The 26,409-nt window shown below is 74.2% G+C and carries 24 protein-coding genes and 1 tRNA gene; 11 read left to right on the forward strand and 14 right to left on the reverse strand.

The genetic code is table 11. The annotated features are described in order from the left end of the window. Positions 1 to 228: 228 nt before the first annotated feature. The 5 genes from ACFVDM_RS36220 to ACFVDM_RS36240 form a co-directional block, all read right to left on the reverse strand. On the reverse strand, positions 229 to 1,425 hold the full coding sequence (locus ACFVDM_RS36220) for a cytochrome P450 (protein ID WP_383650921.1): 1,197 nt from the start codon (positions 1,423 to 1,425) through the stop codon (positions 229 to 231). 13 nt (positions 1,426 to 1,438) lie between these two features. Further along, positions 1,439 to 1,858, reverse strand: a complete 420-nt coding sequence (locus ACFVDM_RS36225; RefSeq protein ID WP_383650923.1) for a PaaI family thioesterase — start codon at positions 1,856 to 1,858, stop codon at positions 1,439 to 1,441. 70 nt (positions 1,859 to 1,928) lie between these two features. Then, complete coding sequence (locus ACFVDM_RS36230) at positions 1,929 to 3,110, reverse strand: cytochrome P450 (protein ID WP_383650926.1); 1,182 nt, start codon at positions 3,108 to 3,110, stop codon at positions 1,929 to 1,931. Between the two features lie 86 nt (positions 3,111 to 3,196). Continuing rightward, complete coding sequence (locus tag ACFVDM_RS36235; RefSeq protein WP_383650929.1) at positions 3,197 to 3,916, reverse strand: response regulator; 720 nt, start codon at positions 3,914 to 3,916, stop codon at positions 3,197 to 3,199. Next, entirely contained in the window at positions 3,913 to 5,136 is a 1,224-nt protein-coding gene (locus ACFVDM_RS36240) for a sensor histidine kinase (protein ID WP_383650934.1), read from the reverse strand. The genes ACFVDM_RS36235 and ACFVDM_RS36240 overlap by 4 nt, the downstream gene beginning before the upstream one ends. Before the next feature lie 146 nt (positions 5,137 to 5,282). Here ACFVDM_RS36240 and ACFVDM_RS36245 point away from each other — a divergent pair, with 146 nt between their 5' ends. Then, entirely contained in the window at positions 5,283 to 5,549 is a 267-nt protein-coding gene (locus tag ACFVDM_RS36245; protein ID WP_383650937.1) for a hypothetical protein, read from the forward strand. Here ACFVDM_RS36245 and ACFVDM_RS36250 read toward each other — a convergent pair. Next, on the reverse strand, positions 5,539 to 6,462 hold the full coding sequence (locus ACFVDM_RS36250; RefSeq protein WP_383650939.1) for a DMT family transporter: 924 nt from the start codon (positions 6,460 to 6,462) through the stop codon (positions 5,539 to 5,541). The two genes, ACFVDM_RS36245 and ACFVDM_RS36250, sit on opposite strands and share 11 nt — an antisense overlap. Before the next feature lie 198 nt (positions 6,463 to 6,660). Here ACFVDM_RS36250 and ACFVDM_RS36255 point away from each other — a divergent pair, with 198 nt between their 5' ends. Continuing rightward, positions 6,661 to 7,407 (forward strand): SDR family NAD(P)-dependent oxidoreductase, encoded by a 747-nt coding sequence (locus ACFVDM_RS36255; RefSeq protein WP_383650940.1) that lies wholly within the window; start codon positions 6,661 to 6,663, stop codon positions 7,405 to 7,407. 49 nt (positions 7,408 to 7,456) lie between these two features. Here the strand turns inward: ACFVDM_RS36255 and allB are convergent, their stop codons facing one another. After that, positions 7,457 to 8,800 (reverse strand): allantoinase AllB, encoded by a 1,344-nt coding sequence (allB, locus tag ACFVDM_RS36260; protein WP_383650941.1) that lies wholly within the window; start codon positions 8,798 to 8,800, stop codon positions 7,457 to 7,459. A 339-nt stretch (positions 8,801 to 9,139) separates the two neighbouring features. Between allB and ACFVDM_RS36265 the strand changes: the two genes are divergently transcribed. Further along, on the forward strand, positions 9,140 to 9,940 hold the full coding sequence (locus tag ACFVDM_RS36265) for an IclR family transcriptional regulator (RefSeq protein ID WP_383650942.1): 801 nt from the start codon (positions 9,140 to 9,142) through the stop codon (positions 9,938 to 9,940). A 69-nt stretch (positions 9,941 to 10,009) separates the two neighbouring features. Here ACFVDM_RS36265 and ACFVDM_RS36270 read toward each other — a convergent pair whose 3' ends face one another. Further along, positions 10,010 to 10,690 carry an ABC transporter ATP-binding protein gene (locus ACFVDM_RS36270; protein WP_383650943.1) on the reverse strand — a complete coding sequence of 227 codons (681 nt, stop codon included), beginning with the start codon at positions 10,688 to 10,690 and terminating at the stop codon, positions 10,010 to 10,012. Continuing rightward, positions 10,687 to 11,778 carry an ABC transporter permease gene (locus ACFVDM_RS36275; protein ID WP_383650944.1) on the reverse strand — a complete coding sequence of 364 codons (1,092 nt, stop codon included), beginning with the start codon at positions 11,776 to 11,778 and terminating at the stop codon, positions 10,687 to 10,689. Before ACFVDM_RS36275 ends, ACFVDM_RS36270 begins: the two co-directional genes overlap by 4 nt. A 111-nt stretch (positions 11,779 to 11,889) precedes the next feature. Here ACFVDM_RS36275 and ACFVDM_RS36280 point away from each other — a divergent pair, with 111 nt between their 5' ends. Together ACFVDM_RS36280 and ACFVDM_RS36285 are read left to right on the forward strand one after the other, a co-directional pair. Further along, complete coding sequence (locus tag ACFVDM_RS36280) at positions 11,890 to 13,092, forward strand: sensor histidine kinase (RefSeq protein ID WP_383650945.1); 1,203 nt, start codon at positions 11,890 to 11,892, stop codon at positions 13,090 to 13,092. Next, on the forward strand, positions 13,089 to 13,721 hold the full coding sequence (locus ACFVDM_RS36285) for a response regulator (RefSeq protein WP_383650946.1): 633 nt from the start codon (positions 13,089 to 13,091) through the stop codon (positions 13,719 to 13,721). Before ACFVDM_RS36280 ends, ACFVDM_RS36285 begins: the two co-directional genes overlap by 4 nt. A gap of 51 nt (positions 13,722 to 13,772) precedes the next feature. On the opposite strand, the gene ACFVDM_RS36290 is transcribed toward ACFVDM_RS36285, so the two are convergent. Continuing rightward, the gene (locus ACFVDM_RS36290) at positions 13,773 to 14,072 is read right to left on the reverse strand and encodes a DUF5955 family protein (protein WP_383650962.1); all 300 of its coding nucleotides are present in this window, start codon (positions 14,070 to 14,072) and stop codon (positions 13,773 to 13,775) included. 241 nt (positions 14,073 to 14,313) lie between these two features. Between ACFVDM_RS36290 and ACFVDM_RS36295 the strand changes: the two genes are divergently transcribed. Together ACFVDM_RS36295 and aceB are read left to right on the forward strand one after the other, a co-directional pair. Beyond that, entirely contained in the window at positions 14,314 to 14,946 is a 633-nt protein-coding gene (locus tag ACFVDM_RS36295) for an NTP transferase domain-containing protein (protein ID WP_383650947.1), read from the forward strand. A gap of 244 nt (positions 14,947 to 15,190) precedes the next feature. After that, positions 15,191 to 16,810 (forward strand): malate synthase A, encoded by a 1,620-nt coding sequence (aceB, locus tag ACFVDM_RS36300; RefSeq protein ID WP_383650948.1) that lies wholly within the window; start codon positions 15,191 to 15,193, stop codon positions 16,808 to 16,810. Between the two features lie 75 nt (positions 16,811 to 16,885). Here aceB and ACFVDM_RS36305 read toward each other — a convergent pair whose 3' ends face one another. The 4 genes from ACFVDM_RS36305 to ACFVDM_RS36320 form a co-directional block, all read right to left on the reverse strand. Continuing rightward, the gene (locus tag ACFVDM_RS36305) at positions 16,886 to 17,806 is read right to left on the reverse strand and encodes a sucrase ferredoxin (RefSeq protein WP_383650949.1); all 921 of its coding nucleotides are present in this window, start codon (positions 17,804 to 17,806) and stop codon (positions 16,886 to 16,888) included. Further along, the gene (locus ACFVDM_RS36310; RefSeq protein WP_383650963.1) at positions 17,803 to 18,954 is read right to left on the reverse strand and encodes a cupin domain-containing protein; all 1,152 of its coding nucleotides are present in this window, start codon (positions 18,952 to 18,954) and stop codon (positions 17,803 to 17,805) included. Before ACFVDM_RS36310 ends, ACFVDM_RS36305 begins: the two co-directional genes overlap by 4 nt. A gap of 40 nt (positions 18,955 to 18,994) precedes the next feature. Next, complete coding sequence (locus ACFVDM_RS36315) at positions 18,995 to 19,237, reverse strand: hypothetical protein (RefSeq protein WP_383650950.1); 243 nt, start codon at positions 19,235 to 19,237, stop codon at positions 18,995 to 18,997. A gap of 313 nt (positions 19,238 to 19,550) precedes the next feature. Continuing rightward, on the reverse strand, positions 19,551 to 21,839 hold the full coding sequence (locus ACFVDM_RS36320; RefSeq protein WP_383650951.1) for a glycosyl hydrolase family 18 protein: 2,289 nt from the start codon (positions 21,837 to 21,839) through the stop codon (positions 19,551 to 19,553). A gap of 226 nt (positions 21,840 to 22,065) precedes the next feature. On the opposite strand from ACFVDM_RS36320, the gene ACFVDM_RS36325 reads away from it, so the two are divergent. From ACFVDM_RS36325 to ACFVDM_RS36340, 4 genes are all read left to right on the forward strand, one after another. Continuing rightward, positions 22,066 to 22,138, forward strand: a tRNA-Cys gene (locus ACFVDM_RS36325). Between the two features lie 104 nt (positions 22,139 to 22,242). Further along, a complete protein-coding gene (locus ACFVDM_RS36330) occupies positions 22,243 to 23,379 on the forward strand; it encodes a gala protein (RefSeq protein WP_383650952.1) in 1,137 nt (378 codons plus the stop codon). Next, on the forward strand, positions 23,376 to 25,181 hold the full coding sequence (locus ACFVDM_RS36335) for an ankyrin repeat domain-containing protein (protein WP_383650953.1): 1,806 nt from the start codon (positions 23,376 to 23,378) through the stop codon (positions 25,179 to 25,181). The genes ACFVDM_RS36330 and ACFVDM_RS36335 overlap by 4 nt, the downstream gene beginning before the upstream one ends. Continuing rightward, the gene (locus ACFVDM_RS36340) at positions 25,178 to 26,407 is read left to right on the forward strand and encodes an AAA family ATPase (protein ID WP_383650954.1); all 1,230 of its coding nucleotides are present in this window, start codon (positions 25,178 to 25,180) and stop codon (positions 26,405 to 26,407) included. The genes ACFVDM_RS36335 and ACFVDM_RS36340 overlap by 4 nt, the downstream gene beginning before the upstream one ends. Positions 26,408 to 26,409 lie beyond the last annotated feature (2 nt).

Raw genomic sequence — 26,409 nt, forward strand, 5'->3', positions numbered from 1 at the left:
ACCGGGGCGTGTACGGGGTCCGGCGGCCGGGTGCGGCCGGGCTCGTCGTACCGGGGACTCGTGTCACCGTACGAGAGCCGGGCGCCGGTGTCACCGTACGAGGAGCTGGAAATCGAGGGCGCAGCGGCCGGCGCGGCCCCGGGGACGTCCGGGCGGCGGCGACGGCGGGGGCCCGGTCCGGACGGGGGTGCGCGGAGACGCTCCGAGGTCCGGGGCGCCCCCGCCCGCTCACCAGCGCACGGGCAGCGACTCCGGCCCCCGGATGAGCATCCCCGTCCGCCAGGTCAGCTCCTCGGGGTCCGCGGCCAGGGCCAGGTCCGGGCAGCGCTCCAGCAGGGACCCGATCGCCACCGCCGCCTCGATCCTGGCCAGCGGCGCACCCAGGCAGTAGTGGATGCCGTGGCCGAACGCCAGATGGCCGCGGGTGTCCCGGGTGATGTCGAAGCGGTCGGCGTCCGGGAAGCGCTCCGGGTCGCGGTTGGCGTCGGACAGGGCGATCAGGACGAGTTCGCCGCCGCCGGGGATACGGGTGCCGGCCACGTCGACGGCTTCGGTGGTGAAGCGGTACGTGGGGGTCTCGACCGGGCCCGCGTAGCGCAGCATCTCCTCCACGGCCCGGTCGATGAGCCCGGGGTCGGCGCGCAGGGCGGCGAGCTGGTCCGGGTGCGTGAGCAGGGCGAGGACGCCGTTGGCGATGAGGTTGACGGTGGTCTCGTGGCCCGCGACGAGCAGCAGCCAGGCCATGCCCAGGAGTTCGCCGGCGGAGAGCCGGTCGCCGTCCTCGTCGGCCGTGTGGATGAGCGCGCTCATCAGGTCCTCGCCGGGCTGTTCGCGTTTGTCGGCGAGGAGTCCGGTGAGATACGCGGTCATCTCGGCGGTGGCGCGGCGGCGGGCCGCGCCGTCGAGGGAGGAGACCGCGGTGTTGGACCAGTCGCGGAAGCGCCGGCGGTCCAGGAAGGGCACCCCGAGAAGTTCGCAGATGACGGACATCGGCAGCGGGAACGCCAGGGCCTCGACGAGGTCGGCCGAGCGGTCGGGGGCGGCCAGCATCGTGCCGAGCAGGTCGTCGGTCATCTCCCGCACCCGCGGGACGAGCCGCTGCATGCGGGGGGCGGTGAACTCGCGGGTGACCAGTTTGCGCAGCCGGGTGTGGACGGGGGCGTCCGAGCTGAGCATGGAGACCCCGGCGGCGACCTGGCTGAGTCCCAGCTCGGGCGCGGAGTTGTGCCACTCCTTGGAGAACCGCTGGTCGGCGAGGGCGGCACGGCCCTCCTCGTAACCGACCACGAGCCAGGCGGGGGTGGTGTCCGGGAGCAGGACGCGGTGGACGGGGCCGCGGGCGCGCAGGGAGGCGTAGACGGGGTGCGGGTCCCGGGTGAACGCGTCCCCGAGGGCCCCGAGGTCGACTATGGATGCGAGGGTCACGGCGAGGGCTCCTTCAGGACGGGGTGGCGCTCAGGACGGTGCCCTGGGCGACGGCGCAGAGCGTTTCGGCTCCGTCCTCCCCCACCACGGACAGATCACACCGGGCGACGGCCTGCCGGCGGCCGCTGTGGACGACCTCGGCGCGGGCGACCAGGGTGGCTCCGGTGGCGGGCCGCAGATACTGGATGGAGAAGCCGCCGGTCAGCACGGCCGGGCCGAGCGTCGTCCCGGCGGCGAAGGTGAGCGCGTTGTCGGCGGCGTAGGCCAGCACACCGCCGTGCAGGAATCCGTTCTGCTGCCGCAGTTCCTCGCGGCTGTCGATCTCCAGCGTGGCCGCGCCACCGCCGAAGGCGGTGACGCGTGCGCCGACGAGGGTGCTGAACGGCTGGCTGTCCAGCACCTTCTGTGCCGCCCGCAGGTCGAGTCCGGTCATGGGTGGTCCTTTCGGGGTTCCGAGGGACCGAACGTATCCGGAGCGGCGGCCGGAGCGGGGGCGGTTCGGCTCACCAGCGGACCGGAAGCCGCCGCGCCCCCCGGATCAGCAGACCGGGCACCCATTCGGGGGCCGCGCCGTCCGGGTCCGGGGCGAGGCCGGGGCAGCGCTCCAGCAGGGCGCGGATCGCGATGCGGCCCTCCATCCGGGCCAGCGGGGCGCCGATGCAGAAGTGCGCGCCGTGGCCGAACGCCAGGTGGCCGCGCGGTTCGCGGCGGATGTCGAAGGTGTCGGGTGCCGGGTGGCGCGCGCCGTCGCGGCCGGCCCCGGCGAGGGAGACCAGGACCGTCTCCCCGGCCTCGATGACCCGGCCGGCGACCGTGACCCGCTCCCGGGCGAAGCGGTAGGTGGCGTTCTCCACCGGTCCCTCGTACCGCAGCATCTCCTCGACCGCCGCGTCGAGCAGTCCGAAGTCCGCCTTCAGGGCGGCGAGTTGGTCCGGGTGGTCGAGCAGTGCCCGGACGCCGTTGCCGATCAGGTTGACGGTGGTCTCGTGGCCGGCGACCAGGAGCAGGAAGGCCATGCCGATCAGTTCGTCGGAGGACAGCCGGCCGAGGTCGTCGTCCCGGGCGGCGATCAGGGCGCTCAGCAGGTCCTCGCCGGGTGTGCGGCGTTTGGTCGCGATGAGTTCGGCGAGGTAGGCGCCCATGGTCCCGAAGGCGTCGGGGTCCTCCTTCTCACCGAGCGTGGAGACGACGGCGGCCGACATCGCGCGGAAGGCCTCGCGGTCCAGGTCGGGGACGCCGATGAGCTCGCAGATGACGGTCATGGGCAGCGGGAAGGCGAGTGCGTCGACGAGGTCGGCCCGTCCGGCGGGCACCATCGCGTCGAGCAGTTCGCCGGTGATCTGCCGGACACGGGGGCGCAGGGCCTCGATGCGGCGCGGGGTGAACTCCCGGGAGATCAGCTTGCGCAGCCGCGTGTGGTCCTCGCCGTCCATCTCCAGCATGTTGTACTTGATGGCCGCCGAGCCGGAGTCCGCCTGGCCGGGCAGGGTCCGCCAGTTCTTGGCGAAGCGGGGGTCGGCGAGGACGGCCCGCCCCTCCTCGTGGCCGACGACGAGCCAGGCGTGTTCGTACTCGTCGGTGCGGACGCTGTGCACGGGTCCGGCGGCGCGCATCCTCGCGTAGTACGGATACGGGTCCGCGAGGAAGTCGGCGTTCGCGTAGAGGTCGGTCTCGACGTCGGACATGGGCCCCACCCTCCCTGTCTGCGCGGTCCGGCCGCCCGGACCGCCGGGGTCAGCCTAGGGCGGTCCGGAAACGGCGAACGAAGGGTTCAGGCCAGGTCGTTGCCGTCCTCGGTGTCCAGGAGGCCCGCGTCGTGGATCAACAGCGCGATCTGCACCCGGTTGTTGAAATCGAACTTGGCGAGAATCCGTGACACCTGGGTCTTCACGGTGGCGACGCTCAGATAGAGCGCGGCGGCGATCTCCGCGTTGGAGCGGCCCCGTGCGACGGCGAGCGCGACCTCGCGCTCCCGGTCGGCGAGGCCGGCGACGCGCTGCCGGGCCCGTTCGGCGCGGCCGGCCCGCTCGTCGCCGCCGGGTCCGGCGGCCCGCGCCATCAACTGCCGCGTGACGGCGGGCGAGAGGACGGGATCGCCGGCGGCGACCTTCCGCACCGATTCGACGATCTGCGCGGGCGGGGTGTCCTTGAGGACGAAGCCGGCCGCCCCGGCGCGGATCGCGCGCAGCACCTGCTCGTCGGCGTGGAAGGTGGTGAGGACGATGATCTCCGGTGCGTCCGGGCGGGCCCGCAGCCGTTCGGTGGCGGTCAGTCCGTCCATCACCGGCATCCGGATGTCCATCAGCACCACGTCGGGCCGCAGCCGGTCGACGAGGGCGGCCGCCTCGGCTCCGTCGGCGCCCTCGCCGACGATGACGATGTCGTCGGCGCCGCCGAGCATCAGGGCGAGTCCGGCGCGGACCAGCGGGTCGTCGTCGACGACGAGGAGCCGGACGGGCCGGGCGGCGGGGGCGGGTGCCGGGGAGATCATGGGGACCACGGTAGCCAGGCCCGTACGCCGAACCCGCCGTCGGGCTCGGGTCCGTGGTCGAGGCGGCCGCCGGCCAGGGTGGCCCGTTCGGTCAGCCCGATGAGTCCCTGACCCGATCCCGGGACCCGCTCGAAGGGTTCGACGGGGGCGGGGTTGCGGATCTCGACGGTGATGCCCCGGCCGGGTCCGCCGTCGACGGTGAGGGTGACCTCGGCGCCGGGGGCGTGCTTGCGGGCGTTGGTCAGGCTCTCCTGGGCGATCCGGTAGACGGTGCGGCCGGCGGCGGCGGGCGCGGCGGCCGGGTCGGCGATCCGGTTGTCGAGCGTGACCCGCATCCCGGCCAGCCGGGACTCGGCGACGAGCGCGTCGAGGGTGGCGAGGGTGGGCTGCGGGCGGTCGCCCCCGCCGTCGCTGTCGCCGGGGCCGCGCAGCACGCCGATGATCTGGCGGAGGTCCTGGAGCGCCTCGTGGGCGCTGTCCCGGATGACGCCGGCCGCGCGGGCCACTTCGGCCGGGGGCGCGTCCGGGCGGAACTCCAGGGCGCCGGCGTGCACGCTGAGCAGGGTCAGCCGGTGGGCGAGGACGTCGTGCATCTCGCGGGCGATGGCCTCGCGGGCCAGCCGCTGGGCCTGCTCGGCGCGGAGCGCGGCCTCGGTCTCGGCCCGCACGGCGCGCTCGCGCAGGGTGACGACGAGCTGGCGGCGGGAGCGTACGACCATGCCCCAGCTGAGGACGAGCAGGACGAGCAGTGCCCCGACGACGGTGGAGGCGAGGAAGGACGTGGTCGGGTCCGGGCGCAGATACGGCTGGACCGGGACGGTCACCAGGGCGGCGGCGCCGATGAGGGCGACGGGGCGGAACGGCCGGTGGACCGCGACGCTGAAGAGCGACACCAGCCAGGCTCCCGCCGCGACCGGTTCGACCAGGGAGAGCACGGTCAGGGCGACGGCGAGCCCGACCGGCCAGCGGCGCCTGACCCACAGGGCGCAGCAGGCGGCTGCGCCCACCAGCGAGTCCACGAGGACGAAGACGTCGTCGGTGGTGGGGTCGGCGTCGATCGTCGAGAGGGCCGCCATGCCGAGGCCGGCCGCGCAGAGGAAGGCCGTCAGGTCGACCGCCCAGTCCCGCACGGTGCGGCGGGCACGGCCTCCCCGGTCCCCGGGCAGTTCCGGGTCCGCCATCGACGAGGGCAGCAGCCAGGGGTATTCCGTACGCGTCATGTCGACAAAACTACGCAGCCGGGGCCGGGCCCCGGGGCCTCCGGGCCCGTACGGCGACCAAAGTCGCGCGGCCGGATACTTTCGGCGCGCGCCCGCGGCCGACCGGCCGACGCGCCGGGCGGGGCCCGTCCGCGAGGCTCGGTGGCATGAAGCGACTCTGCGAGACGGCCGGATTCCTGATCTTCGTCCAGGGTGTGGCGGGGCTGATCCATCAGTGGGTGGACTGGTTCCGGCTCTTCAACGTGGTGGCACGGCTGCCGTTCCTGCGCGACCACGGGCTCTTCGTCTCGCTGGTGCTGCTGGTGACGGGGGTGGCGCTGATGATCGCCTCGGACGCCATCAAGGAGGACGGGGCGAAGGAGGAGAACGGGAAGAGCGGGGAGAACGGGGACGACGCCCCGCTCACGAAGTGAGCGGCTCCGCGCTGCGCCGCCCCCACGCCGTCCCGGCGAGGACCAGGACCGCGCCGGCGATCCCGGCGGCGCCGAGCCGCTCGCCGCCGAGCGCGATGCCGACGGCCGCCGCCCAGAGCGGTTCGGTGCCGAGCAGCAGGCTGACGCGGGACGGCGAGGTGCGGCGTACGGACCACATCTGCACGAAGAACGCGAAGAGCGTGCAGAACACCGCCAGGAAGAGCAGCCCGGCCCAGTCCCGCGCCCCGAATCCGGCGGCGACCGTCCACGGGGCCGGTCCGGTGCCCGGCGCGGCGGCCAGCAGGGCGAACACGGCGACCGCGCTGCCGAGCTGGACCGTCGTCAGGGACAGCGAGTCGGCGGCACGGACGGAGCGGATGCGTGCCATCAGCAGGACGTGCAGGGTCCGGGCGAGGGCGGCGACGAGCATCAGCAGATCGCCCACCGAGGGGGTGGTGAAGCCGCCGCCCTGGGTCAGCAGCACGACCCCGGCGACGGAGAGCCCGGCGGCGGCGAGGAACGCCCCGGTCGGCCGGGTGCGGGTCACGACGGCCTCGGCGAGCGGGGTGAAGATCATGGTGAGGCTGATGATGAGCCCCGCGTTGGTCGCCGAGGTGTGCACGATGCCGTACGTCTCCACCAGGAAGATCCCGCTGAGCACCAGCCCCAGCAGTCCGGCGCCGCGCCACTGGGCGGCGGTCAGCGCCCGCAGCCGGGACCATCCGGCGACGACCAGCACGGGCAGCACGACGGCGAACCGGAGCACCAGGACGGCGACGACGGTCCGCGGCGTGGTGATGCCCTTGGCGGCCAGATAGCTGGACCCCCAGACCACCGCGACGAACAGGACGGGCAGATCGGTGGTCCAGGCCCGGCGCGGCGGGGCGAGGGCGGGCACGGCGACAGAGGACACCCGGGTTCTCCTGGTTCTCCACAGGACTGATGTGGAGACCTCACCGGCTCGCACGCGGAGCGATCACGCTACCGCCGCTCCGGCCCGCTTGGCGAGACCCGCCGGGGTTGTAGGCGTCCGTTTCCCGCCGGTACGGGGGGCCGCGACGGACTTTGCTGGTTCCCGTCAGCAGGAAACGGCAAGGGACGGAAACCTCTCATGAACACCCTCACCAGCAACCGCCGCACCGCGCTCGTCACGGGCGGCAGCCGGGGGATCGGGGCCGCGACGGCGCTCCGGCTCGCCCGGGACGGCGCCGATGTGGCGCTCACCTACGTGCACGACAAGGACGCCGCCGCCGATGTGGTCCGGCGGATCGAGGCGACCGGCCGCCGGGCGGTCGCCCTGCGCGCGGACGCAGCCGAGGCGGACGCGGTCCCGGCGGCCGTGCACCGGGTGGCGGAGGACTTCGGCCGGCTCGACATCCTGGTGAACAACGCGGGCATCGGCGTCCTCGGCCCGATCGCGGACCTCACGGACGCGGATGTGGACCGGGTCCTCGCCGTCAACGTCCGGGCGGTCTTCCAGGCCTGCCGGGCGGCGGCCGGGGTGCTGGAGGACGGCGGCCGCATCATCTCGGTCGGCACGGCCCTGAGCCGGTACGCCGGCGGGCCGGGCGCCACCCTGTACGCGATGAGCAAATCGGCCCTGGCCGGGCTGACCAAGCCGCTCGCCCGCGAACTGGGCCCGCGCGGGATCACGGTGAACCTGGTCCAGGCCGGGGCGGTGGACACCGACATGAATCCGGCGGACGGCCCGTTCGCCGCGGGGCAGCGCGCGGCGAACGCGCTGGACCGGTTCGGCAGGACCGAGGAGGTCGCCGGGCTGATCTCGTATCTGGCCGGGGCCGAGGCGGCGTACATCACCGGTACGGAACTGGCGGTGGACGGCGGCCACGCGGCCTGAGCCGGCTCCGGGGTCCGGGGCCGCCGGGCCCCGGACCCGCCCGCCGTCGTCAGCGGTTCCGTTCCAGGAGCCGGCCGGTGGGGGCGCCGACCGCGCCAGCGGACGCGATGCGGACACCGCGCAGCCAGGTGGAGCGCACCACGCCGTACAGGGTGCGCCCGGCGTAGGCGGTGACCCGGTTGCGGTGGTGGAGCGCGGCGGGGTCGACGGTGAAGGCGGCGTCGGGGTCCAGCACGGCGAAGTCGGCGTCGCGGCCGGGCTCGACGGCGCCCTTGGCGGTGAGCCCGGCGAGGGCGGCGGGGGCGGCCGACATCCAGCGGGCGACATCGTCCAGCGTGTGGCCGCGCCGACGGGCCTCGGTCCAGATGGCGGGCAGTCCGAGCTGGAGGGAGGAGATGCCGCCCCAGGCGGAGGCGAAGTCCGGGGTCTTCAGGTCGGTGGTGCACGGCGAGTGGTCGGAGACGATGCAGTCGATGGTGCCGTCGGCGAGGCCCTGCCAGAGAACGTCCTGGTTGGCGGCCTCCCGGATCGGCGGACAGCATTTGAACTCGGTGGCGCCGTCGGGGACTTCCTCGGCGGTCAGGGTGAGGAAGTGCGGGCAGGACTCGACGGTGACGCGGACACCCTCGCGTTTCGCGGCGGCGATGAGCGGCAGCGCGTCGGCGGAGGACAGGTGCAGGACGTGGACGCGGGCGTTCAGCCGCTTCGCCTGGGCGATGAGCCCCTCGATCGCGGTGTTCTCGGCGTCGCGCGGCCGGGAGGCGAGGAAGTCGGCATAGGCCGGGCCGCCCTGCTGGGGGGCCGAGGCGAGATGGCGGGGGTCCTCGGCGTGCACGATGAGCAGACCGCCGAAGCCGGTGATCTCGGCCATCGCGCGGGCCAGTTGCTCCTGGTCCAGTTCGGGGAACTCCTCGACGCCGGAGGGCGAGAGGAAGCATTTGAAGCCGAAGACCCCGGCCTCGTACAGGGGGCGCAGGTCCTTGGTGTTGGCGGGGACCGCCCCGCCCCAGAAGCCGGTGTCCACATGGGCCTTGGGCGCGGCCACCCGCTGCTTGATCCGCAGGTGCTCGACCGTGGTGGTCGGCGGCAGCGAGTTGAGCGGCATGTCGAGCAGGGTGGTGATGCCGCCGGCCGCGGCGGCGCGGGTGGCGGTGTGGAACCCCTCCCACTCCGTGCGTCCGGGGTCGTTGACGTGGACGTGGGTGTCGACGAGGCCGGGCAGCAGGACGTCGTCGCCGAAGTCCTCGACGGCGGCCCCGTCCGGTACGCCCGCGCCGTACGGCAGGACCGCGTCGATCGTCCCGCCGGCGACGTGCACCGCGGCGGGGCGGGTGCCCTCGGGGGTGACGACGCGCGTCGAGCGCAGAACCAGTTTCACGTCCGTACCGGGCACCCGTACTCCCCACTCCAGGAATTCAACGAACTGTTGAAGCCAATTGGTGCAGGAGTCTTCACTCGCGACCCTGCGCCGTCAAGACCTCCGCCCGCCGCGCCACCACGCAGGCAATCACCCTGCACACCGACTAGAGGTTTCCACAAAGTAAAAGTACTCTTTCGGAGTGCGGAACGTAGAATGAGCCGGATCCGGCGCGGCACGGAGCCCGGCCCGGGGCCGGGAGACCCGGACAAACGCGTCCTGACCGGCCAGGACGGCCTCCGTGCGGCAGTGGGCCGATCGCCCGGTGCCCGGTAGGCTGCTGCCTTGCTCCTCCGTACCGAAAGGACCGTTGACGTGCCGTCGTCCCACGCCAGCACTTCCGACTCCAAGCCCGCCGGTTCCAGCGGCGGTGTGCAGTCCCTGGAGCGCGCCTTCGATCTGCTGGAGCGGATGGCCGACGCCGGGGGCGAGGTCGGACTGAGCGAGCTCTCCGCGAGCAGCGGGCTCCCGCTGCCCACCATCCACCGTCTGATGCGCACCCTGGTCCTGTGCGGTTACGTGCGCCAGCAGCCCAACCGCCGCTACGCGCTGGGCCCCCGGCTGATCCGCCTGGGCGAGTCCGCCTCCCGGCTGCTGGGCACCTGGGCCCGCCCCTATCTGGCCCGGCTGGTCGAGGAGACCGGCGAGACGGCCAACATGGCGCTGCTCGACGGCGACGAGGTGGTGTACGTGGCCCAGGTGCCGTCCAAGCACTCCATGCGCATGTTCACCGAGGTGGGCCGGCGGGTGCTGCCGCACTCCACGGGCGTCGGCAAGGCGCTGCTCGCGCACGCCCCGGCGGACGAGGTGCGGGCGCTGCTCGCGCGCACCGGCATGCCGGCCGCCACCGAGAAGACGATCACCACCCCGGACGGTTTCCTGGACGCGCTGGAGCAGGTCCGCCGGACGGGATACGCGGTGGACGACAACGAGCAGGAGATAGGGGTCCGGTGCCTGGCGGTCCCCGTCCCCGACTCCCCCACCTCGGCGGCGATCTCGATCTCCGGCCCGGCGGGCCGGGTCACCGAGGCGGCCACCGAGCACATCGTGCCGATCCTCCAGCAGGCCGCGAAGGACCTCTCCGAGGCGCTGGCCAGCAGCGGTTCCGCGCACTGACCCCGGCGGGCGTGCGCACCCAGCGGGCCCGGTGGGTGCCGCGCTCCGGTCCCGGCGGGCGGCCGTGCCTCAGGCCAGGGCCGCCTCGGCCAGTCCGCCGTCCCGCATCGTGACCGTGCGGTCCATCCGGTCCAGATGGGTCCGGTCGTGGGTGACCAGCACGGTGGCCGTGGCGCGCTCCCGGGTCAGCGAGACGAGCAGGTCCAGCACGGCCGCCCCGCGTTCGTGGTCCAGGGCACTGGTCGGCTCGTCGACGAGCAGGACCGAGGGCTCGTTCATCAGCGCCCGCGCGATGTTGACCCGCTGGCGCTGCCCGCCCGAGAGCTGATGCGGCCTGCGGTCCGCGCGGTCCCCGAGACCGACGGCGTCGAGCAGGTCCCGCGCACGGGCCCGCGCGGCCCTGGCCGAGCCGCCCGACAGATGCCGCATCACCTGGAGTTGTTCCGCCGCGGTGAGCGAGGGCAGCAGATTGGGCTGCTGGAAGACGATGCCGATCCGCTCCCGGCGCAGCGCCGCCTTCTCGGCGCGGCCGAGCCCGGTCGTCGGCGTCCCGTCCACGACGACGGAGCCGGAGTCCGGGGTGACCAGGGTGGCGGCGACCGCGAGCAGGCTGGACTTGCCGGAGCCGGAGGGCCCGACGACCGCGGTGAGCGTGCCCGCGGGCACGTCGAGGCCGACGCGGTCCAGGGCGGTGAGCCGTCCGTCGCCGTCGGGGTAGGTCAGCGTGACATCGGTGAGGGTGAGGGTCATCGGGCACTTCCGAGGGCGGTGAGCGGGTCTACGGCGGTGATCCGCCGGACGGAGAGGGCCGCGCCGACCGCGCCGAGGGCGATCATCACGGCCGAGGGGACGAGCACGGTCGGCGCGTCGAGGACGAAGGGCACGGCCCCGCCGCCGATCAGGGCACCGATGCCCCAGGCGAGCGCGGCGCCCAGCCCCGTACCGGCGACGAGCATCACCACGGCCTGACCGAGGGCGTCCCGCAGCAGATACGGCGTCCCGGCGCCCAGCGCCTTGAGGACGGCGACGTCGGCGCCGCGCTGGATCGTCCAGACGGTGAAGAAGGCACCGATGACCAGGGCGGAGATGACGAAGAGGAAGCCGCGCATCAGCTGGAGGGAGCCGTTCTCCGCCTGGTAGGAGCCGATGGCGGTGAGGGAGTCGTCCAGGGTGCGGGTGCTGGTGCCCGCCGCCCGGTCCCCGGCGGCGAGATCGGCGCCACCGGTCGTGGTCAGCGCGACGACGGTGGCGTGCGGGGTGCCGCCCGCCCCGTCGCCGCCGAACCGCTGCCAGTCGGCGAGCGAGGTCCACACGACCGGGGTGTGGCTGTACGAGGCGTCCCCGGCGACCGCGGCGACGGTGACCTCGGCGGGGCCGAGCCGCAGCCGGTCGCCCGCGCCGACGCCCAGGTCGTCGGCGGCGGGCGCGCTGACGACGACCCGGCCGGGACCGACCCGGGTGCCGGGCGGCGCCAGCGTGCCGCCGGGTTCGACACCGAAGGCCGATACGGCGGTCGTCCGCTGCCCCGTGACGGCGGCGGCGTTCAGGGTGCGGATGCCCAGCGGCTGCGCGGCCTCGACCCCGGGGCGTCCGGCCCAGCTCCGCCAGGCGTCCTCCTCGACCGCGGAGTCGGTGAAGGACACCGCGCGGCCGTCGGGCGGCGCGGCGAAGGCCAGGTGGTCGGCGTCCAGCCCGGTGACGGCCGAGGTGTTCTCCCGGGCCAGTCCGGCCGTGAGCCCGGACAGCAGCCCCACGAGCAGGGTGATCAGTACGACCACCGTGCCCATGAGCGCGAACCGCCCCTTGGCGAACCGAAGATCTCTCCATGCGACGAACATGGCTCCAGCCTCGGCCGCCGCCCCCGCCCGGGGCATCGCCCGCGGGCCGGTCCCGACATCAACCTTTCGATTGACCGGCCCCGCGCGCACCCCGCTTACGCTGGAGACATCATGGAGATCCGCCCCCACCCCCCGGTCGCCGCCGCGCTGCGGCTCTGTCTGCACGCCCTGCTGCTGGGGCTGCTGGCGCTCACGGTCGTGAAGGCGGTCGGGGACGGGATCCCGCGCGCGGGAGCGGTCGTGGCGGTGGCCGCCGTGCTCGCGGCGGTGTACGCGGCGGGCGCGCTCGCTCCCGCCGTGCAGCCGCTGACCCGGGCGGGGGCGGTGTGGCTGGGGGTGCTGGGGGCGCTCTGGGTGGTGCTGCTGGCGCTGTCGCCGGACGCGCTGTGGGTGGCCTTCCCGCTCTACTTCCTCCAGCTGCATCTGCTGCCGGTGCGCTGGAGCGTGCCGGCCGTGGCGGTGACGGCGGGGGCGGCCATCGCCGGGTTCCTGGCGCACGGTGCGGCGGTCACCCCGGGCACGTTCATCGGCCCGCTGCTGGGCGGGGCGGTCGCAGTGGCCACGGTGCTCGGCTACGACGCGCTGTTCCGGGAGAGCGAGCGGCGGCGCGAACTCATCGAGGAGCTGGTCTCGACCCGGGCGGAGCTGGCCGAGGCCGAGCGCACCGCCGGAACGCTCGCCGAGCGCGAGCGCCTCGCCCGGGAGATCCACGACACCCTCGCCCAGGGCCTGTCCAGCATCCAGCTGCTGCTGCGCGCCGCCGAGCGGACGCTGCCCGAGGACGCCCCGGCCGCCGGCCATGTCCGGCGGGCCCGGGAGGCCGCGCAGGACAATCTGGCCGAGGCCCGCCGCTTCGTCCGCGCGCTGACCCCGCCCGATCTGGCGAAGGGTTCGCTGGCCGCCGCCCTGGAACGGCTCTCGGCCCGCACCACCGCACCGGGGCTGACCGTGCAGTTCGCCGTGAGCGGCACCCCGGTGGAGCTGCCGACGCCCTACGAGGTGGCGCTGCTGCGGACCGCGCAGTCGGCGCTGGCCAACACCGTGCGGCACGCGGAGGCCCGGCGGGCGGAGATCACCCTGAGCTTCATGGACACCTCGGTCTCGCTGGACGTGGTCGACGACGGCCGGGGCTTCACGGACTCCGGGGCCCCGGGCGCGGAGAGCGCCACGGGCGGTTTCGGGCTGCCCGCGATGCGGTCCCGGGCGCGTTCGCTGGGCGGCACGCTGAGCGTCGAATCGGCGCCGGGGCAGGGCACGGCCGTGGCCCTGACGCTGCCGCTGCCCGAGGGCCGGGCGGGACGGGACGCCGCATGAGCGCGCCGATCCGGTTGCTGCTGGCCGACGACCATCCGGTGGTCCGGGCGGGGCTGCGCGCCGTCCTCGACACCGAACCGGACTTCCGGGTCGTCGCCGAGGCCGCCACCGCCGAGCAGGCGGTGTCCCTGGCCGCGGCGGGCGGGGTGGACGTCGTCCTCATGGATCTCCAGTTCGGTGGGGGAATGCACGGTTCCGAGGCGACGGCGGCGATCACGGCGGAGCCGGAGGCGCCCCGGGTGCTGATCCTGACGACGTACGACAGCGACGCGGACATCCTCGCCGCGGTGGAGGCGGGGGCTGCGGGCTATCTGCTCAAGGACGCCCCGCCGGAGGAACTGGCGACGGCGGTGCGCACGGCGGCGGCCGGCCGCTCGGCACTGGCACCGGCGGTGGCGCACCGGCTGATGGACCGGATGCGGACCCCGGCGCAGGCGCTCACCAAACGCGAGCTGGAGGTGCTGCGGCTGGTCGGCGAGGGGCTGTCGAACCTTCAGATCAGCAAGCGGCTCTTCCTCAGCCAGGCCACGGTGAAGTCCCATCTGGTGCACATCTACGCCAAACTGGGCGTGGACTCGCGCACCGCGGCCGTGGCTGCGGCGAGGGCGCGGCGGCTCATCCGGCGCTGAGGCCGGGCGCGGCCGTTCGGTGAGGCGGGGCCCCTCGGCCGGGCAGGCCGTTCAGCGGCGCGGCGGCTCGCCGAAGAGGTCGACCGCGACCCGTACGTCGCGCAGGGCCGAGGCCAGGGCGCTGACCGAACCGATCGCGCTCGCGATCAGCAGCAGCGAACGGCGGAGCCGGGGGATCTCGGGCACGCCGTCCGCCGCCATCGCGTCCAGCGCCGCCAGCTCGTCCTCGGCGACGGCACGGTCCGGGAACTCCGCGGGATGTCCGGCCAGCTCTCTGCGGAGCCGGGCCACGGCCGTCCGCAGCTCCGTCACCCTCGGGTCCTCGACCCCGGTCAGCCGGCCCTGCCCCACGCTCTTCAACAAAGCACTCCCCCTCGCACGCCCTCGTGCCGGTGTGTCGATCGATCTTGTGCCGGTGTGTCCGGCGATTCCCGGACCGTGGTCAAGTGTCCGGGGGTGCGGGCAAGTTAACGCCATGAAAGGTGCCGGGCGCCACTCCACGGACCGAACTCGGAGTGTCCGGTGCGCGGACACGGGCGGACGGCGCGCCCCGGCCCGTGCGGAAGCGGCCGCTCTGCGGTATCCAGACGCCATGACACACACCTCGCCCACCACCGCCCCGAACGCCTCGTCCCCCGCCCCCGTCGTCGCCGGGCTGCTGCTCGCGGCGGGCGGCGGGCGCAGGCTGGGCGGACGCCCGAAGGCCCTGCTGGAGCATCGCGGCCGGCTGCTGGCCGACCGGGCGGTGGAGGTGCTGCGGGCGGGCGGCTGCGGTCCGGTGCATGTGGTGCTGGGCGCGGCGGCGGACGAGGTGCGGGCGCGGGCGGAGCTGACCGGCTGCGTGGTGGACGTCAATCCGGAGTGGACCGGGGGGATGGGTTCCTCGCTGCGAGCGGGGCTCACCGGGCTGGCCGGGTCGGGGGCGGACGCGGTGCTGGTGCTGCTGGTGGACCAGCCGGGGATCGGGGCGGAGGCGGTGGCCCGGGTCCGGGCGGCGTACCGCTCGCGGTCGAGCCTGGCGGCGGCCTCGTACGGGGGCGAGCGCGGCCATCCGGTGCTGTTCGGGGCGGACCGGTGGGCGGACGTCGCGGCGGCGGCGACGGGCGACCGAGGCGCGCGGGCGTATCTGCGGGAGCACCGTGATGCGCTCACGCTGGTCGAGTGTTCCGATGTGGCCGAGGCGTACGACATCGACACGGCGGAGGATCTCGCGCACCTGGAGTGAGCGTCCCGGCACATGGAGCGAGAGGCCTCCGGGGAGTGCCAGGTTCTGTCGACCCGGAGAATCTCGACATCAACAAAACATTGAACTTCCACCATGAGGAAACTACTATCCACTGGTCAGAAGCCCTCTGCACCTCAGAAGGCGACCGCAGCCGTATCCCGGAGCCCTGGCACCCCGTGCCGTTTCGGGCGACCCGGCGGCCGTGACACGTCGCCCGCACCGCCCGCTGAAGGAGTGACCGCTCATGTCCGCACCAGCGCCGTCCTCGCTGGCCATCGTCGATGCCGAGCCCCTGCCCCGGCAGGACGAGGTCCTGACCCCGGCGGCCCTCGCCTTCGTGGCCGAGCTGCACCGGCGGTTCACGCCCCGGCGCGACGAGCTGCTCGCCCGCCGCGCCGAGCGCCGCGCCGAGATCGCCCGCACCTCCACGCTGGACTTCCTGCCCGAGACGGCCGCGATCCGGGCGGACGACTCCTGGAAGGTCGCCCCGGCCCCCGCCGCGCTGAACGACCGCCGGGTGGAGATCACCGGTCCGACCGACCGCAAGATGACCATCAACGCGCTGAACTCCGGCGCGAAGGTCTGGCTCGCCGACTTCGAGGACGCCTCCGCCCCCACCTGGGAGAACGTCGTCCTCGGCCAGCTCAACCTGATGGACGCCTACAACCGCTCCATCGACTTCACGGACCCCCGGTCCGGCAAGTCGTACGCGCTGAAGCCCGCCGGCGAGCTGGCCACCGTCGTCACCCGCCCCCGGGGCTGGCACCTGGACGAGCGCCACCTCCAGCTCGACGGCACCCCGGTGCCCGGCGCGCTCGTCGACTTCGGCCTGTACTTCTTCCACAACGCCCAGCGTCTGATCGACCTCGGCAAGGGCCCGTACTTCTACCTGCCGAAGACGGAGTCCCACCTGGAGGCCCGCCTCTGGAACGACGTCTTCGTCTTCGCGCAGGACGCGCTGGGCATCCCGCAGGGCACCGTCCGCGCCACGGTCCTCATCGAGACGATCACCGCAGCGTACGAGATGGAGGAGATCCTCTACGAGCTGCGCGACCACGCCTCCGGGCTGAACGCGGGCCGCTGGGACTACCTCTTCTCCATCGTGAAGAACTTCCGTGACGGCGGCGCCAAGTTCGTCCTGCCGGACCGCAACGCGGTGACGATGACCGCCCCGTTCATGCGGGCGTACACCGAACTCCTGGTCCGCACCTGCCACAAGCGCGGCGCGCACGCGATCGGCGGCATGGCCGCCTTCATCCCGTCGCGGCGCGACGCCGAGGTCAACAAGGTCGCCTTCGAGAAGGTCAAGGCCGACAAGGACCGCGAGGCCGGCGACGGCTTCGACGGCTCCTGGGTCGCCCACCCCGACCTGGTCCCGATCGCCATGGCCTCCTTCGACGCGGTCCTCGGCGAGAAGCCGAACCAGAAGGACCGGCTGCGCGAGGACGTCTCGGTGGCCGCCGGCGATCTGATCGCCGTCGACACGCTGGACGCCCGGCCCACGTACGAGGGGCTGCGCAACGCCGTCGCGGTCGGCATCCGCTACATCGAGGCCTGGCTGCGCGGCATGGGCGCCGTCGCCATCTTCAACCTGATGGAGGACGCGGCCACCGCCGAGATCTCGCGCTCGCAGATCTGGCAGTGGATCAACGCGGACGTCGTCTTCGAGAACGGCGAGCACGCCACGGCCGAACTGGCCCGCAGGGTCGCCGCCGAGGAACTGGCCGCGATCCGCGCCGAGACCGGCGACGAGGCCTTCGCCGCCGGCCGCTGGCAGGAGGCCCACGACCTGCTGCTCCAGGTCTCCCTGGATCAGGACTACGCGGACTTCCTGACGCTCCCGGCGTACGAGCGGCTGCGCTGACCCCGTACGGCTCGGCGACGCCCCGCCCCCGGCCCACCGGCCCGGGGGCGGGGCGTCGTCCGTGTGCGGGGCGGCTCAGCCGACGCGGATCGAGACGACCTCGTGGACGAGGGCCGCGCCGGTGGCCGGTCCCTTGCAGGTGAGGCGGTGGGGCGGCGCACGGTGGGCGCTCACCTCGATGTCGTACGTCACGGGGTAGGGCGGGGGGCCGGTGACGCTGATCAGCCAGTGGGGGCCGGCCCGGGTGGTGGCGGTGACGGTGTAGTCGTGGCGGCCGGCCGGGCCGAGGCGGGCGAGGAGAGCGGCGACGGCGGCCTGCTGGGGTGCGATCAGGTCGGTGTAGCCGCGCAGATGGCGGGCGTGGACCCGGTCGGCGAGATGCTGTTCGAGCACGGCGACGGCCGATCCGGCGTCGAGACCGCCGTAGTAGACACCGTCGGGGGCGACGAGGACGTTGGCCGCGAACCGGTCGCCGCCCACGTGCGAGCACTCCCAGACCAGCTCGGGCCGGTACGCCCCGAGCGCCGCCGCCACGGGCCGGCCGCGCAGGGCGCAGCAGGTGTCGTGGCGGCCGTGGGTGCAGACGAGGACCACGGGCGGATGGCCGGTCTCCCCCGGGGCACCGAGCGCCGCCGCGGCCCGGACCAGGTCCGCGTCCTGTTCCCAGGTGCCCCAGAGCTGCCGGTGGGCGCCGGTGGCGTCGTACCGCAGCACGGCCCAGCGGCGGGGCCCCCCGGGGCGGCGGCGCCCGTGCCGGCGGATCAGGAGCACCCGGGCGCGGACCGCGCGGGCGGCGTCACGGAGGACGGCTCCGGGACCCGCGGCCAGGGCGAGACCGTCGAAGCCGTCGGCGGGCCAGGCACCCGCGTACTCGACGAGCACCCAGGTGTCGCCGGGGGGCGCCGTGCCCGCGAGGACGTCGCCCCGGGCGCGCGCGGCCTGGGCGCAGAAGAAGCGGCCGGGACCGGTCGTACGGGTCTCCGGGGTCGGGGTCACGGCCCGGCGGGCACGAGGACGCCCGCGCGCAGCAGCCGTCCCGCGCAGGCGAGACCCAGGTCACCGGCGGTGCGCACCCCGCCGGCCAGCAGCCGGGCCACGGCCGGGACGTCGTCCTCCGGGAGGTCGAGCGCGCAGACCCGGGTGACCAGGCGTGCTCCGTCCAGCCGGGCGTCCAGGGCCGCGCGGAGCCGTACGGGGGTGGTGGTGGCGAGGTCCCGGGCGGCGGCGTACTGGGCCAGTGGTCCGAGCGGGGCGGGACGGGCCTGCGCGCGCCGGGCGCGGTGGAAGCGGGGGGCCGGGTCCGCGTCGGCGAGGGCCGCGAGGAGCCGGGCGCGGACCCGGTCCGTCTCGTCGTCCGGGCCGTCCGTGCCCAGCGGCAGGGTCCCGCGTGCCCAGGGGTCGTCGCGCAGGGCGGCGAGCGCGGCCTGTACGAGCTGTTCGGCCACGGCGTACCTGGTCCAGACGTGGACGCCGAGCGTCAGATGGATCGAGATCTCGCCCTGCGCCTCGGCGGCGTGCAGCCAGCCGCGCGGCAGGTAGAGGACGTCGCCGGGGGCGAGGACGGTGTCCAGGTACGGTTCGCGCCGGGCCGCGTCGGCGACCGCCCGGCGGTGGTCGTTCCAGGGCTGGTCACGCAGCGGGTCGGTGTGCACCGGCGGGTGGGCGGTCCAGCGTTTGGTGCCCTCGGTCTGGAGGACGAAGACGTCGTGGACGTCGTAGTGGGCGGCGAAGCCCCGGTTCTGCGGCGGGGTGATGTAGGCGTTGGCCTGCACCGGGTGGCCCAGTTCGGTGCCGAGCGCGGTGACGAGGTCGCCGACGGGGGCCCAGGTGCGGTGCAGGGCCTGGAGGACGAGGGTGGCGCCGTCGGCGAACTCCCGCCACAGCGCGGTGTCGTCGACCTGGTCGCCGATGGTGGCGCCGACGCCCGCAGGGGCGGTGAACGCCGTGTCGGGAAGGGTGCCGCCGTTCTTCGCGACCCGGAGGAACGGGGTGCGCAGCCCGCGCCGAGCGACGAGTTCGTCGACGGCGCGGGCGGTGAGCAGGTCGGAGAAGTCGTCCGCGCCGCGGGTGAGCAGCGCCCGGCGGGCCCAGACGTCGCGGGCGAACTCCTCACGGCTCAGGCCGCCCGTCAGACGGGTCTCCAGGACCCCGGGCGCCGCGTCGGCGGTCCGGGGCCCCTGGGCCTCAGTCCCGGTTCCGGTTCCGGTTCCGGTCGTGGTGGAACTCAAGAACCGACGCCGGACGAGCTCGCACCACCGTCGGCACCGCCGTCCGCACCCCCGTCAGCACCTCCATCGGCACCGCCGTCGGCGCCACCATCAGCACCTCCATCGGCACCGCCGTCGGCGCCACCATCAGCACCGCCGTCCGCACCGCCGTCGGCACCGCCATCAGCGCCGCCGTCCGCACCACCGTCGGCACCGCCATCAGCGCCGCCGTCCGCACCACCGTCGTGAACGCCGGGGGTGCCCTCCGCGCCGCCGTCGGCGGGGCCTTCCTGCTGGTTCGGGTCCTGCTCGGGGCTGGTCATGGGTCCTCCCGCGCATCGAACGGAGCCGGACCCGCGTACCGGGACCGGTCGTCAGGCACGGCGGCGCCCTCGGACACCGCCGCACCAACCGTAACGCTTGGGGCGTTTCCCCACGATTCGGAAGAGCCGCGGGTGCGGGAGCGACGACCGGCGGAAACGGAAACGGGGAGCCGTGCGGGCGCACGGCTCCCCGTCCTCATCCCGGACGGGTCATTGCAGCCCGGTGGTGATGGCGTTCATCAGCGTGCCCTGGGCGGTGTCACCGGACATCTCCCAGACCATGACGCCGAGCAGCCCCTTGTCCTTCACGTAGTCCATCTTCTTGCCGATGGACCAGGCGTCGTCGAAGGACCACCACTGACTTCCGGTGTATCCGTACGTCGAGACGGACTGTTCGTCGTGGTGCACGGCCATCGTCGGATAGGCCCCGATGAGGTTGGAGTAGCCCCGGGTCCCGGCCTCCTCGGCGAACTGGCCGGGGGCCGCTCCGCCCGCGGACTGCCATTCGCCCGCCGCTCCGCCGTCCGTGACGCCCTGCCAGCCCCGTCCGTAGAAGGGGATGCCGAGGGTCAGCTTGCGGGGGTCGACCCCCGCGTCGGTGTACGCCTTGATCGCGGTGTCGGCGCTGAAGTGGAAGTCGTAGGGGTCCTGGGTGTCGTTGTAGAGGTTGGCCTGGTGGCCGGTGCGGTTGGGCTCCCAGGAGTTGTCGCTGCCCGAGCCGTGGAAGTCGTAGCCCTGGACGTTGGCGACGTCGAGGGAGTCGAAGACCTTGCCCAGGTCCCAGCCCTCGTCGATCTTCTGCGGGTCGGCGGGGGTGAACGCGGTCAGCAGGCGGTGGCCGCCGCCGAGCGCGTCGAGCTGCTTGCGGAACTCCGCGAGGAGCAGGGTGAGGTTGTCCTTGTCGTCGGGCGAGTAGTGGTTGCCGGGGTGTCCGGTGCCGGTGCCCGGCCACTCCCAGTCGATGTCGAAGCCGTCGAAGATGCCGGCCGCGGTGCCGGGGCCTCCGGCGCCGTTGTACACGGGCAGGTTGCCCTTGATGTACATGTCGATGCAGGAGGAGACGAACTTCTTGCGGGCGGCGTCGGTGGCGGCGACGTCGGAGAAGTACTTCGAGTACGTCCAGCCGCCGAGCGAGACCACGATCTTCAGGTTCGGGTGGCGCTGCTTGAGCTTCTTCAGCTGGTTGAAGTTGCCGCGCAGCTTGCCCCAGCCGTCGTCCGCGACGCCGTCCACGGACTGGGAGGCGCTGAAGGGACGGGCGTAGTCGGCGTCCGCGTCGCCGGCACCGGTGCCCTGTTCGGGGTCCTGCGGGTCGGCCGTGGTGCCCTTGGTGACCCCGTTGAGGCAGGTGAGGTTGTTGGGGTCGATATTGGCGAAGGAGTAGTTGATGACGTCGAGCTTGTCCGCGGCGCCGGAGGTCTCCAGGTTCTTGACGAAGTACTGGCGGCCGTAGATGCCCCACTGGACGAAGTAGCCGACCTTGGCGTAGTTGCCCGCGCCGGCGATGTCGTCGGTCTTCACCGTCAGCGTGTTGCTCGCGGGCGAGGCGTTGTCGGCCGCGTCACGCGCCTTGACGGTGAAGGAGTAGGAGGTCGCGGGCGACAGCCCGCCGATGCTCGCGGTGGTCGTGGTGCCGGAGACCGTGGTGGCGAGCGTGGCCCCCTTGTAGATGTCGTACGCCGCCACGCGCTGGTTGTCCGTCGCGGCGTTCCAGGCCAGGGAGACCGACGAGGAGTCCTTGGCGGTGGCGCGCAGCGAACCGGGGGCCGTCGGCGGCGAGGTGTCGGTCGCCGGGTCGACAGTGGTGACGGTCAGCGGGGCGCTCTCGGCGGAGACGTTGCCGCGGGTGTCCTTGGCCCGGACGGTGAACGCGTACGCCGTGGCCGGGGTCAGTCCGGTGACCGTGGCGGAGGTCGCGGCGGTGGCCGATCCCAGGACCTTGCCGCCGGCCAGGATGTCGTACGAGGCCACGGGGAAGTCGCCCGCGGTGGCGGCGGTCCAGGAGAGCGAGGCCGTGCGCGCGGTGACGTCCGTCTGCTTCAGCCCGCCGGGGACGCCGGGCGGGGCGTCGGCGGATCCGTCGCACTTGTCCCCGTTGATCCGGCAGCCGGTGGGCGCCGTGACCGGTCCGGTGGCGACGAACCAGAAGCTGTAGGGCTCGGTGGTGCTGTGCGCGGCGACCGTGCCGTTGTAGTGGGCGTTGACCGCGGTGATGTGACTGCCCTGGGTGGTGACCGTGCCGTTGTACGAGGAGCTGATGGCGACCCCGGCGGGAAGGTCGAACTCCAGGCTCCAGCCGGTCACGGCCGTGTCCGTGTCGTTGCGCAGGACGTAGGTCCCCTTCCACCACGAGCCGTTGTCGGCGGTGGTGAAGGTCGCCGTCAGCTTGCCGGCCGCGTGCGCGGGTCCGGTCTGCAGGGACAGCAGGGCGAGGAGCAGGGCGAGTACCGCGAGCAGCGCGGTCGCCGTTCTCCGTCTGAGGGGCATGTGCTCGAACATGGTTCTCCCTAGCGACTGGGACCGGTGAGGCGGTCCTCGGGGGGAGCGGGAATGCGTGTCGTTCCATGGAGCACAGAGGAAGGTAATTGGTCTGGACCAGCCCGTCAATAGGTACAGACCATTTACGGAAAGTACCCCGGCCCTCGCGGCGGCCCGCCCGGCGCGGCGTCAATCCCTGGTACTGGTGTGCGAGTTCGCCGCGGCACGCACTAGGATCATGCGCGGCAGGGCTGTAGCGCAGAGGTCGTCGCGCCCAAGCAGCAAGCTGGAGGACGTCGGTTCGAATCCGACCGGTTCTGCCGCCTTTACGTAACGGGACGTCGACGTGTCGGTCCGCCCGAGCGGGCGGCGTACGGCCGCCCTTCCCTCGGCCGGCACCCGGCGGGGGATCTGGGGAGTGGCGATGTCGCAGCCGATGCCGGTGCGTTGTCCGGCGATCGAGCATCCGGACCTTCCGCTCGCCGACCCGGCGCTGCTCGGTCCCCTGCTCGAACGCCTCGCGGACGGGCGGCCGGTGACGGCCGACGAGACCTTCCCGCTGGGCTCGCTGCGGACCGACGGGCGCGTCGACCTGTGCAAGCAGGGGCTCGGCGCCGCCGGTGCCGCGCGGATCATGCCCTCCGTCGCCGCCTCGCCGCACGCCGTCCACGTCCTGCTCGGCACCAACGCCCTCGGCGACGAGGGCGCGCGCGCCGTCGCCGAGGCGACCGCCGCGTCCGGCCACGGTCTGCACACCCTGTATCTGGGCTGCAACCGCATCACCGCCGCCGGTGCCGCGGCGCTCGCCGGGGCCCTCGCCGACGACGGCACCGTCCGCGCCCTGTGGCTCAAGCGCAATCCGGTGGGCGACGCCGGGGTGCGGGCCCTGGTGCCGATGCTGCGCCGCGCTTCCGCGCTGCGCACCCTCGACCTCGTCAACACCGGTGTCACCACCGAGGGCCTGACCACGCTCCTGGACGTGCTCGCCGGCCGCGACCGGCCCGTGGAGCGGCTGTTCCTCGGGGGCAACGGGCTCGACGCGGACGCCGCTCCCCTGCTGGCCCGGCTGATCCGCGACGCGGGCGTCCGCGAGCTGTATCTGCCCTCCAACCACCTGGGGGACGAGGGCGCCGCCGTCCTCGCGGGCGCCGCCGACCCGGCCCGCCCGATCCGGCTCGGCCTCGGCGGCAACGGCATCGGACCCGAGGGTGCCCGCGCGCTGGCCGCCGCCCTCGGCGGGATCGAGGCCCTGGACCTGGGCCGGCCGCCCTCGGAGCGCAGTCTCGGCGCCCCGCCCAACGCCACCGGCGACCTCGGCGCCGACGCACTGGCCGCCGCCCTGCCCGGCAGTCCGCTGCGCCGGCTCGACCTGTGCCACACCGGTCTGACCGGCCGGGGCGCCAAGACCCTGCTCGCCGCCGTCGGACACGGCTCGCGGCTGGAGTACATGGGGCTCGGCCCCGGGCTGCCCCGCCGGGTGAAGCGCTCCTTCGCCACGGCGCTGCGCCCGGACGGCGGCGCCCACACCGATCTGCGCGCGGTCAGGAGTCAGTACCGATGAGCCCGCACCCCGCCTCGGGCCTGCTCTCGTCCGAGGAGGCCGCGAGCCGGCGCCAGGTCCGCCGGTACGCCGTGCCGCGCACCATGATCGAGACCTCGGCCGCGCGCCGGGCGGCCGGAGACTGGCGGGGCGCCCTCGCGGCGGCCGGATACGACCTGGAACTCGACCCGGCCCGGCTCTCCGCGCGGTACGGGACGGCCGTGGCGGCGGCCGTCGAGGACGATCTGCGCCACCTCGTGCCCGACCTGCTCCGCTGGCACCTGCCCCGGATCCTCGGCGGGCGCTCGACCCTGGCCACCGAACAAACCCTGCTGCTGGCGGGGTACGGACCGACGGACGGGGAACGGGACGGCGCCCCGTACCTGATCCTGCGGACCGGCGCCATGGTCGACGGACCGCAGCGGGTCGCCCTGCGCTTCGGCCCGGCCCGGCACCGCGGCTCCGGCGCACCGGACGTCGAGGACTGGCGGACCCTGCGGCACCTGTGGGACGCGCGCCGCACCGCCGAACTGCGGGAGCGGGCCGGCGGCGGCACCCGGCTGCCGTTCCTCGACGCGGACGGCACCCCTCTCCCGGCGGACCGGCTGCCGCACGACGCCCCCGACGGCACGGACCCGGTGGCCCGCGCCGAATGGGCGACGCTCCTGCACCAGCGCGGTGACATCGCCGGATCACTGGAGGCGGCGGGCATCGTCTGGGATGCGACACCGCCGGAGATGCCAGCCTGGTACCGCTCCACCCCCGAGACGCTGATCCGCACGGTGGCGCTGGACGTGCCCCGGCTGGAGGCCGAGGTCCACCGGGTCGCCGCGCTCACCGGGGCGGAGCGGTTCCAGATCTCCCGGGACTGGCGGGTGCGCGTCCTGCTGGACTTCACCGGTCCCGGGCACGAGGGGCGGTTGCGGGTCCGGCTCGTCGAACGCGAGGCGGCCGAGGGCGCGGCACCGCTGCCCGAGACCGTCTGGCGACGGCTGCCCGACCTCGATCTGCTGCGCACCGGCGACCTGACCGCGCGGCAACTCCATCCGCTGGTCGCCGCGGCCCTCTTCCCCGGCCTCGACGGGCCGTTCGGTCCGGACGGGCCCACGGCTCCGGGACCCGTACGCGTCCGGTGCCGGGGCGTGTGGCACACCGTCCGGTTCCGCGACGGCGTGCTGGACTCCCCGCACACCCCGCAGGAACGGCAGCGCGAACACGCCCTGCGCGCGTTCGGCGGCGCGGTCACCGGCTGCTTCGCGGCCGAGCACGCCTCGACCAGCGGCACCGGCCGGTTGCCGAGGGCCCTGGCCGCGCAGCGCCGCGACCTCTTCCTGCACGCCGAGCACGGGAACACCGAGGCCGTCACCGCGCTGCTGGACGCCGGATTCGACCCGCGGATCCGCGACGGCGGACGGCGCACCCTGCTCCATCTGCTGCCCCAGCTCGACCACACCGCCCTGCTCCCCCGGCTGCTGGACGCCGGGCTCGATCTGGAGGCCCGGGACCACCGGGAGCGCACCCCGCTGAGCACGGCGGTCTCGGGCCGGGGCTCGGCCGCGCTCGTCCGGGCCCTGCTCGACGCGGGCGCCCGGCCGGACGTCGTCGACCAGACGGAGTTGTCGCTGGATCAGGTGATCCGCAAGTACCGGCGGACCGATCTGCGGTTCCTCGCCGAGCGCGTGGCCGAGGAGTTCCCCGACCTGGGAGCGGAGTGGTGGGAGGAGTGGGACCCGGACGAGGACGACCTGGACGACCTGGACGACGACGGCCCCGACGAGGACGACGGGGCCGGGACCGACGAAGAGGAAGGTGAGCACGGATGAGCACCGTCGCCCCCGACAGCCCGGCCCGGACCTCCCGCGCCGCCTCCGGGCCTGATCCGCTGGAGGCCGCCGACGCGCTGAACCGGCGGCTGCGCACCCGTCGTACCGAGACCGTCGCCAGTCCCCAGCTGGAGGCCCTGGCCCTGGCGGTGACGGCCAATCAGCCGGTGCTGCTGTGGGGCGAGCCGGGCATCGGCAAGTCGGCCGGGCTCGAACAGCTCGCGGCCGGGCTCGGGGTGGAGCTGGAGACCGTGATCGCCAGCGTCCACGAACCCTCCGACTTCGCCGGGCTGCCCGTCGTCGGTGACGACCCCGCCACGACCGGGGTGCCGATGGCGCCGCCGGACTGGGCGGTGCGGCTCGCCCGGCGCGGGCGGGGCCTGCTGTTCTTCGACGAGCTGTCCTCCGCTCCCCCGGCCGTGCAGGCCGCGCTGCTGCGCGTCGTGCTGGAACGGCGGGTGGGCAGCCTCACGCTCCCGGAGTCCGTACGCATCGTGGCGGCGGCCAATCCGCCGTCGAGCGCGGCGGACGGCTGGCACCTCAGCCCGCCGCTCGCCAACCGCTTCGTGCACCTGGCATGGACGCACGACCCGCGCACCGTCGCGCGCGGCATGGCCGGCACCTGGCCGGAGGCGGCCGTTCCGCTGGTCGAACCGTCCCGGGTGCCGGGTGCGGTGGCGCGGGCCCGGGGCGCGGTCTCCGGATTCCTGCACGCACGGCCGGGACTCGTCCACCACATCCCGGGCGACGCGGAGAGCCGGGGCCGCGCCTGGCCCTCGCCCCGTACCTGGGACATGGCGCTGCGCCTGCTGGCCACCGGATACGCGACGGGCACGGGCCGGGAGGCGATCGCCGCCGCCCTGACCGGGGCCGTCGGCGACGGGGCGGGCATCGAGCTGCTGGCGTACCTGGAGAATCTGGACCTGCCCGATCCGGACCGGGTGCTGGCGGACCCGGAGGCCTTCGCCCTGCCCGAGCGCGGTGACCGGCAACTGGCCTTCCTCATCGCGGTCGTGGCCGCCGTACAGGCCGATCCCACCCGTCCGCGCTGGGAGGCCGGCTGGGCGGTGCTGGCCAAGGCGGTCGCGGCGGGCGTGCCCGATGTGGCGGCCCGCGCCGCGGTCGACCTGGCGTCGATGCGCGACCCCGCCTGGCCGGTCCCCGAGGGCATCGACGCCTTCCTGGAGTTGCTCCAGCTCTCCGGCGCGCTGCCGGGAAGCGGCTGAGG

The organism is Streptomyces sp. NPDC057682 (assembly GCF_042799575.1).
Taxonomy (GTDB): domain Bacteria; phylum Actinomycetota; class Actinomycetes; order Streptomycetales; family Streptomycetaceae; genus Streptomyces.

Excerpts from the sequence above, each read along its gene's own strand:
- ACFVDM_RS36255 (WP_383650940.1), top strand. The coding sequence starts at position 6,661 with ATGAACACCCTCACCAGCAACCGCCGCACCGCGCTCGTCACGGGCGGC.
- ACFVDM_RS36230 (WP_383650926.1), bottom strand. The coding sequence starts at position 3,110 with ATGTCCGACGTCGAGACCGACCTCTACGCGAACGCCGACTTCCTCGCG.
- ACFVDM_RS36235 (WP_383650929.1), bottom strand. The coding sequence starts at position 3,916 with ATGATCTCCCCGGCACCCGCCCCCGCCGCCCGGCCCGTCCGGCTCCTC.
- ACFVDM_RS36340 (WP_383650954.1), top strand. The coding sequence starts at position 25,178 with ATGAGCACCGTCGCCCCCGACAGCCCGGCCCGGACCTCCCGCGCCGCC.
- ACFVDM_RS36335 (WP_383650953.1), top strand. The coding sequence starts at position 23,376 with ATGAGCCCGCACCCCGCCTCGGGCCTGCTCTCGTCCGAGGAGGCCGCG.
- aceB (WP_383650948.1), top strand. The coding sequence starts at position 15,191 with ATGTCCGCACCAGCGCCGTCCTCGCTGGCCATCGTCGATGCCGAGCCC.
- ACFVDM_RS36320 (WP_383650951.1), bottom strand. The coding sequence starts at position 21,839 with ATGTTCGAGCACATGCCCCTCAGACGGAGAACGGCGACCGCGCTGCTC.
- ACFVDM_RS36275 (WP_383650944.1), bottom strand. The coding sequence starts at position 11,778 with ATGTTCGTCGCATGGAGAGATCTTCGGTTCGCCAAGGGGCGGTTCGCG.
- ACFVDM_RS36285 (WP_383650946.1), top strand. The coding sequence starts at position 13,089 with ATGAGCGCGCCGATCCGGTTGCTGCTGGCCGACGACCATCCGGTGGTC.
- ACFVDM_RS36245 (WP_383650937.1), top strand. The coding sequence starts at position 5,283 with ATGAAGCGACTCTGCGAGACGGCCGGATTCCTGATCTTCGTCCAGGGT.
- ACFVDM_RS36280 (WP_383650945.1), top strand. The coding sequence starts at position 11,890 with ATGGAGATCCGCCCCCACCCCCCGGTCGCCGCCGCGCTGCGGCTCTGT.
- ACFVDM_RS36295 (WP_383650947.1), top strand. The coding sequence starts at position 14,314 with ATGACACACACCTCGCCCACCACCGCCCCGAACGCCTCGTCCCCCGCC.
- ACFVDM_RS36240 (WP_383650934.1), bottom strand. The coding sequence starts at position 5,136 with ATGACGCGTACGGAATACCCCTGGCTGCTGCCCTCGTCGATGGCGGAC.
- ACFVDM_RS36225 (WP_383650923.1), bottom strand. The coding sequence starts at position 1,858 with ATGACCGGACTCGACCTGCGGGCGGCACAGAAGGTGCTGGACAGCCAG.
- ACFVDM_RS36330 (WP_383650952.1), top strand. The coding sequence starts at position 22,243 with ATGTCGCAGCCGATGCCGGTGCGTTGTCCGGCGATCGAGCATCCGGAC.
- ACFVDM_RS36270 (WP_383650943.1), bottom strand. The coding sequence starts at position 10,690 with ATGACCCTCACCCTCACCGATGTCACGCTGACCTACCCCGACGGCGAC.
- ACFVDM_RS36315 (WP_383650950.1), bottom strand. The coding sequence starts at position 19,237 with ATGGCGGTGCCGACGGTGGTGCGGACGGCGGCGCTGATGGCGGTGCCG.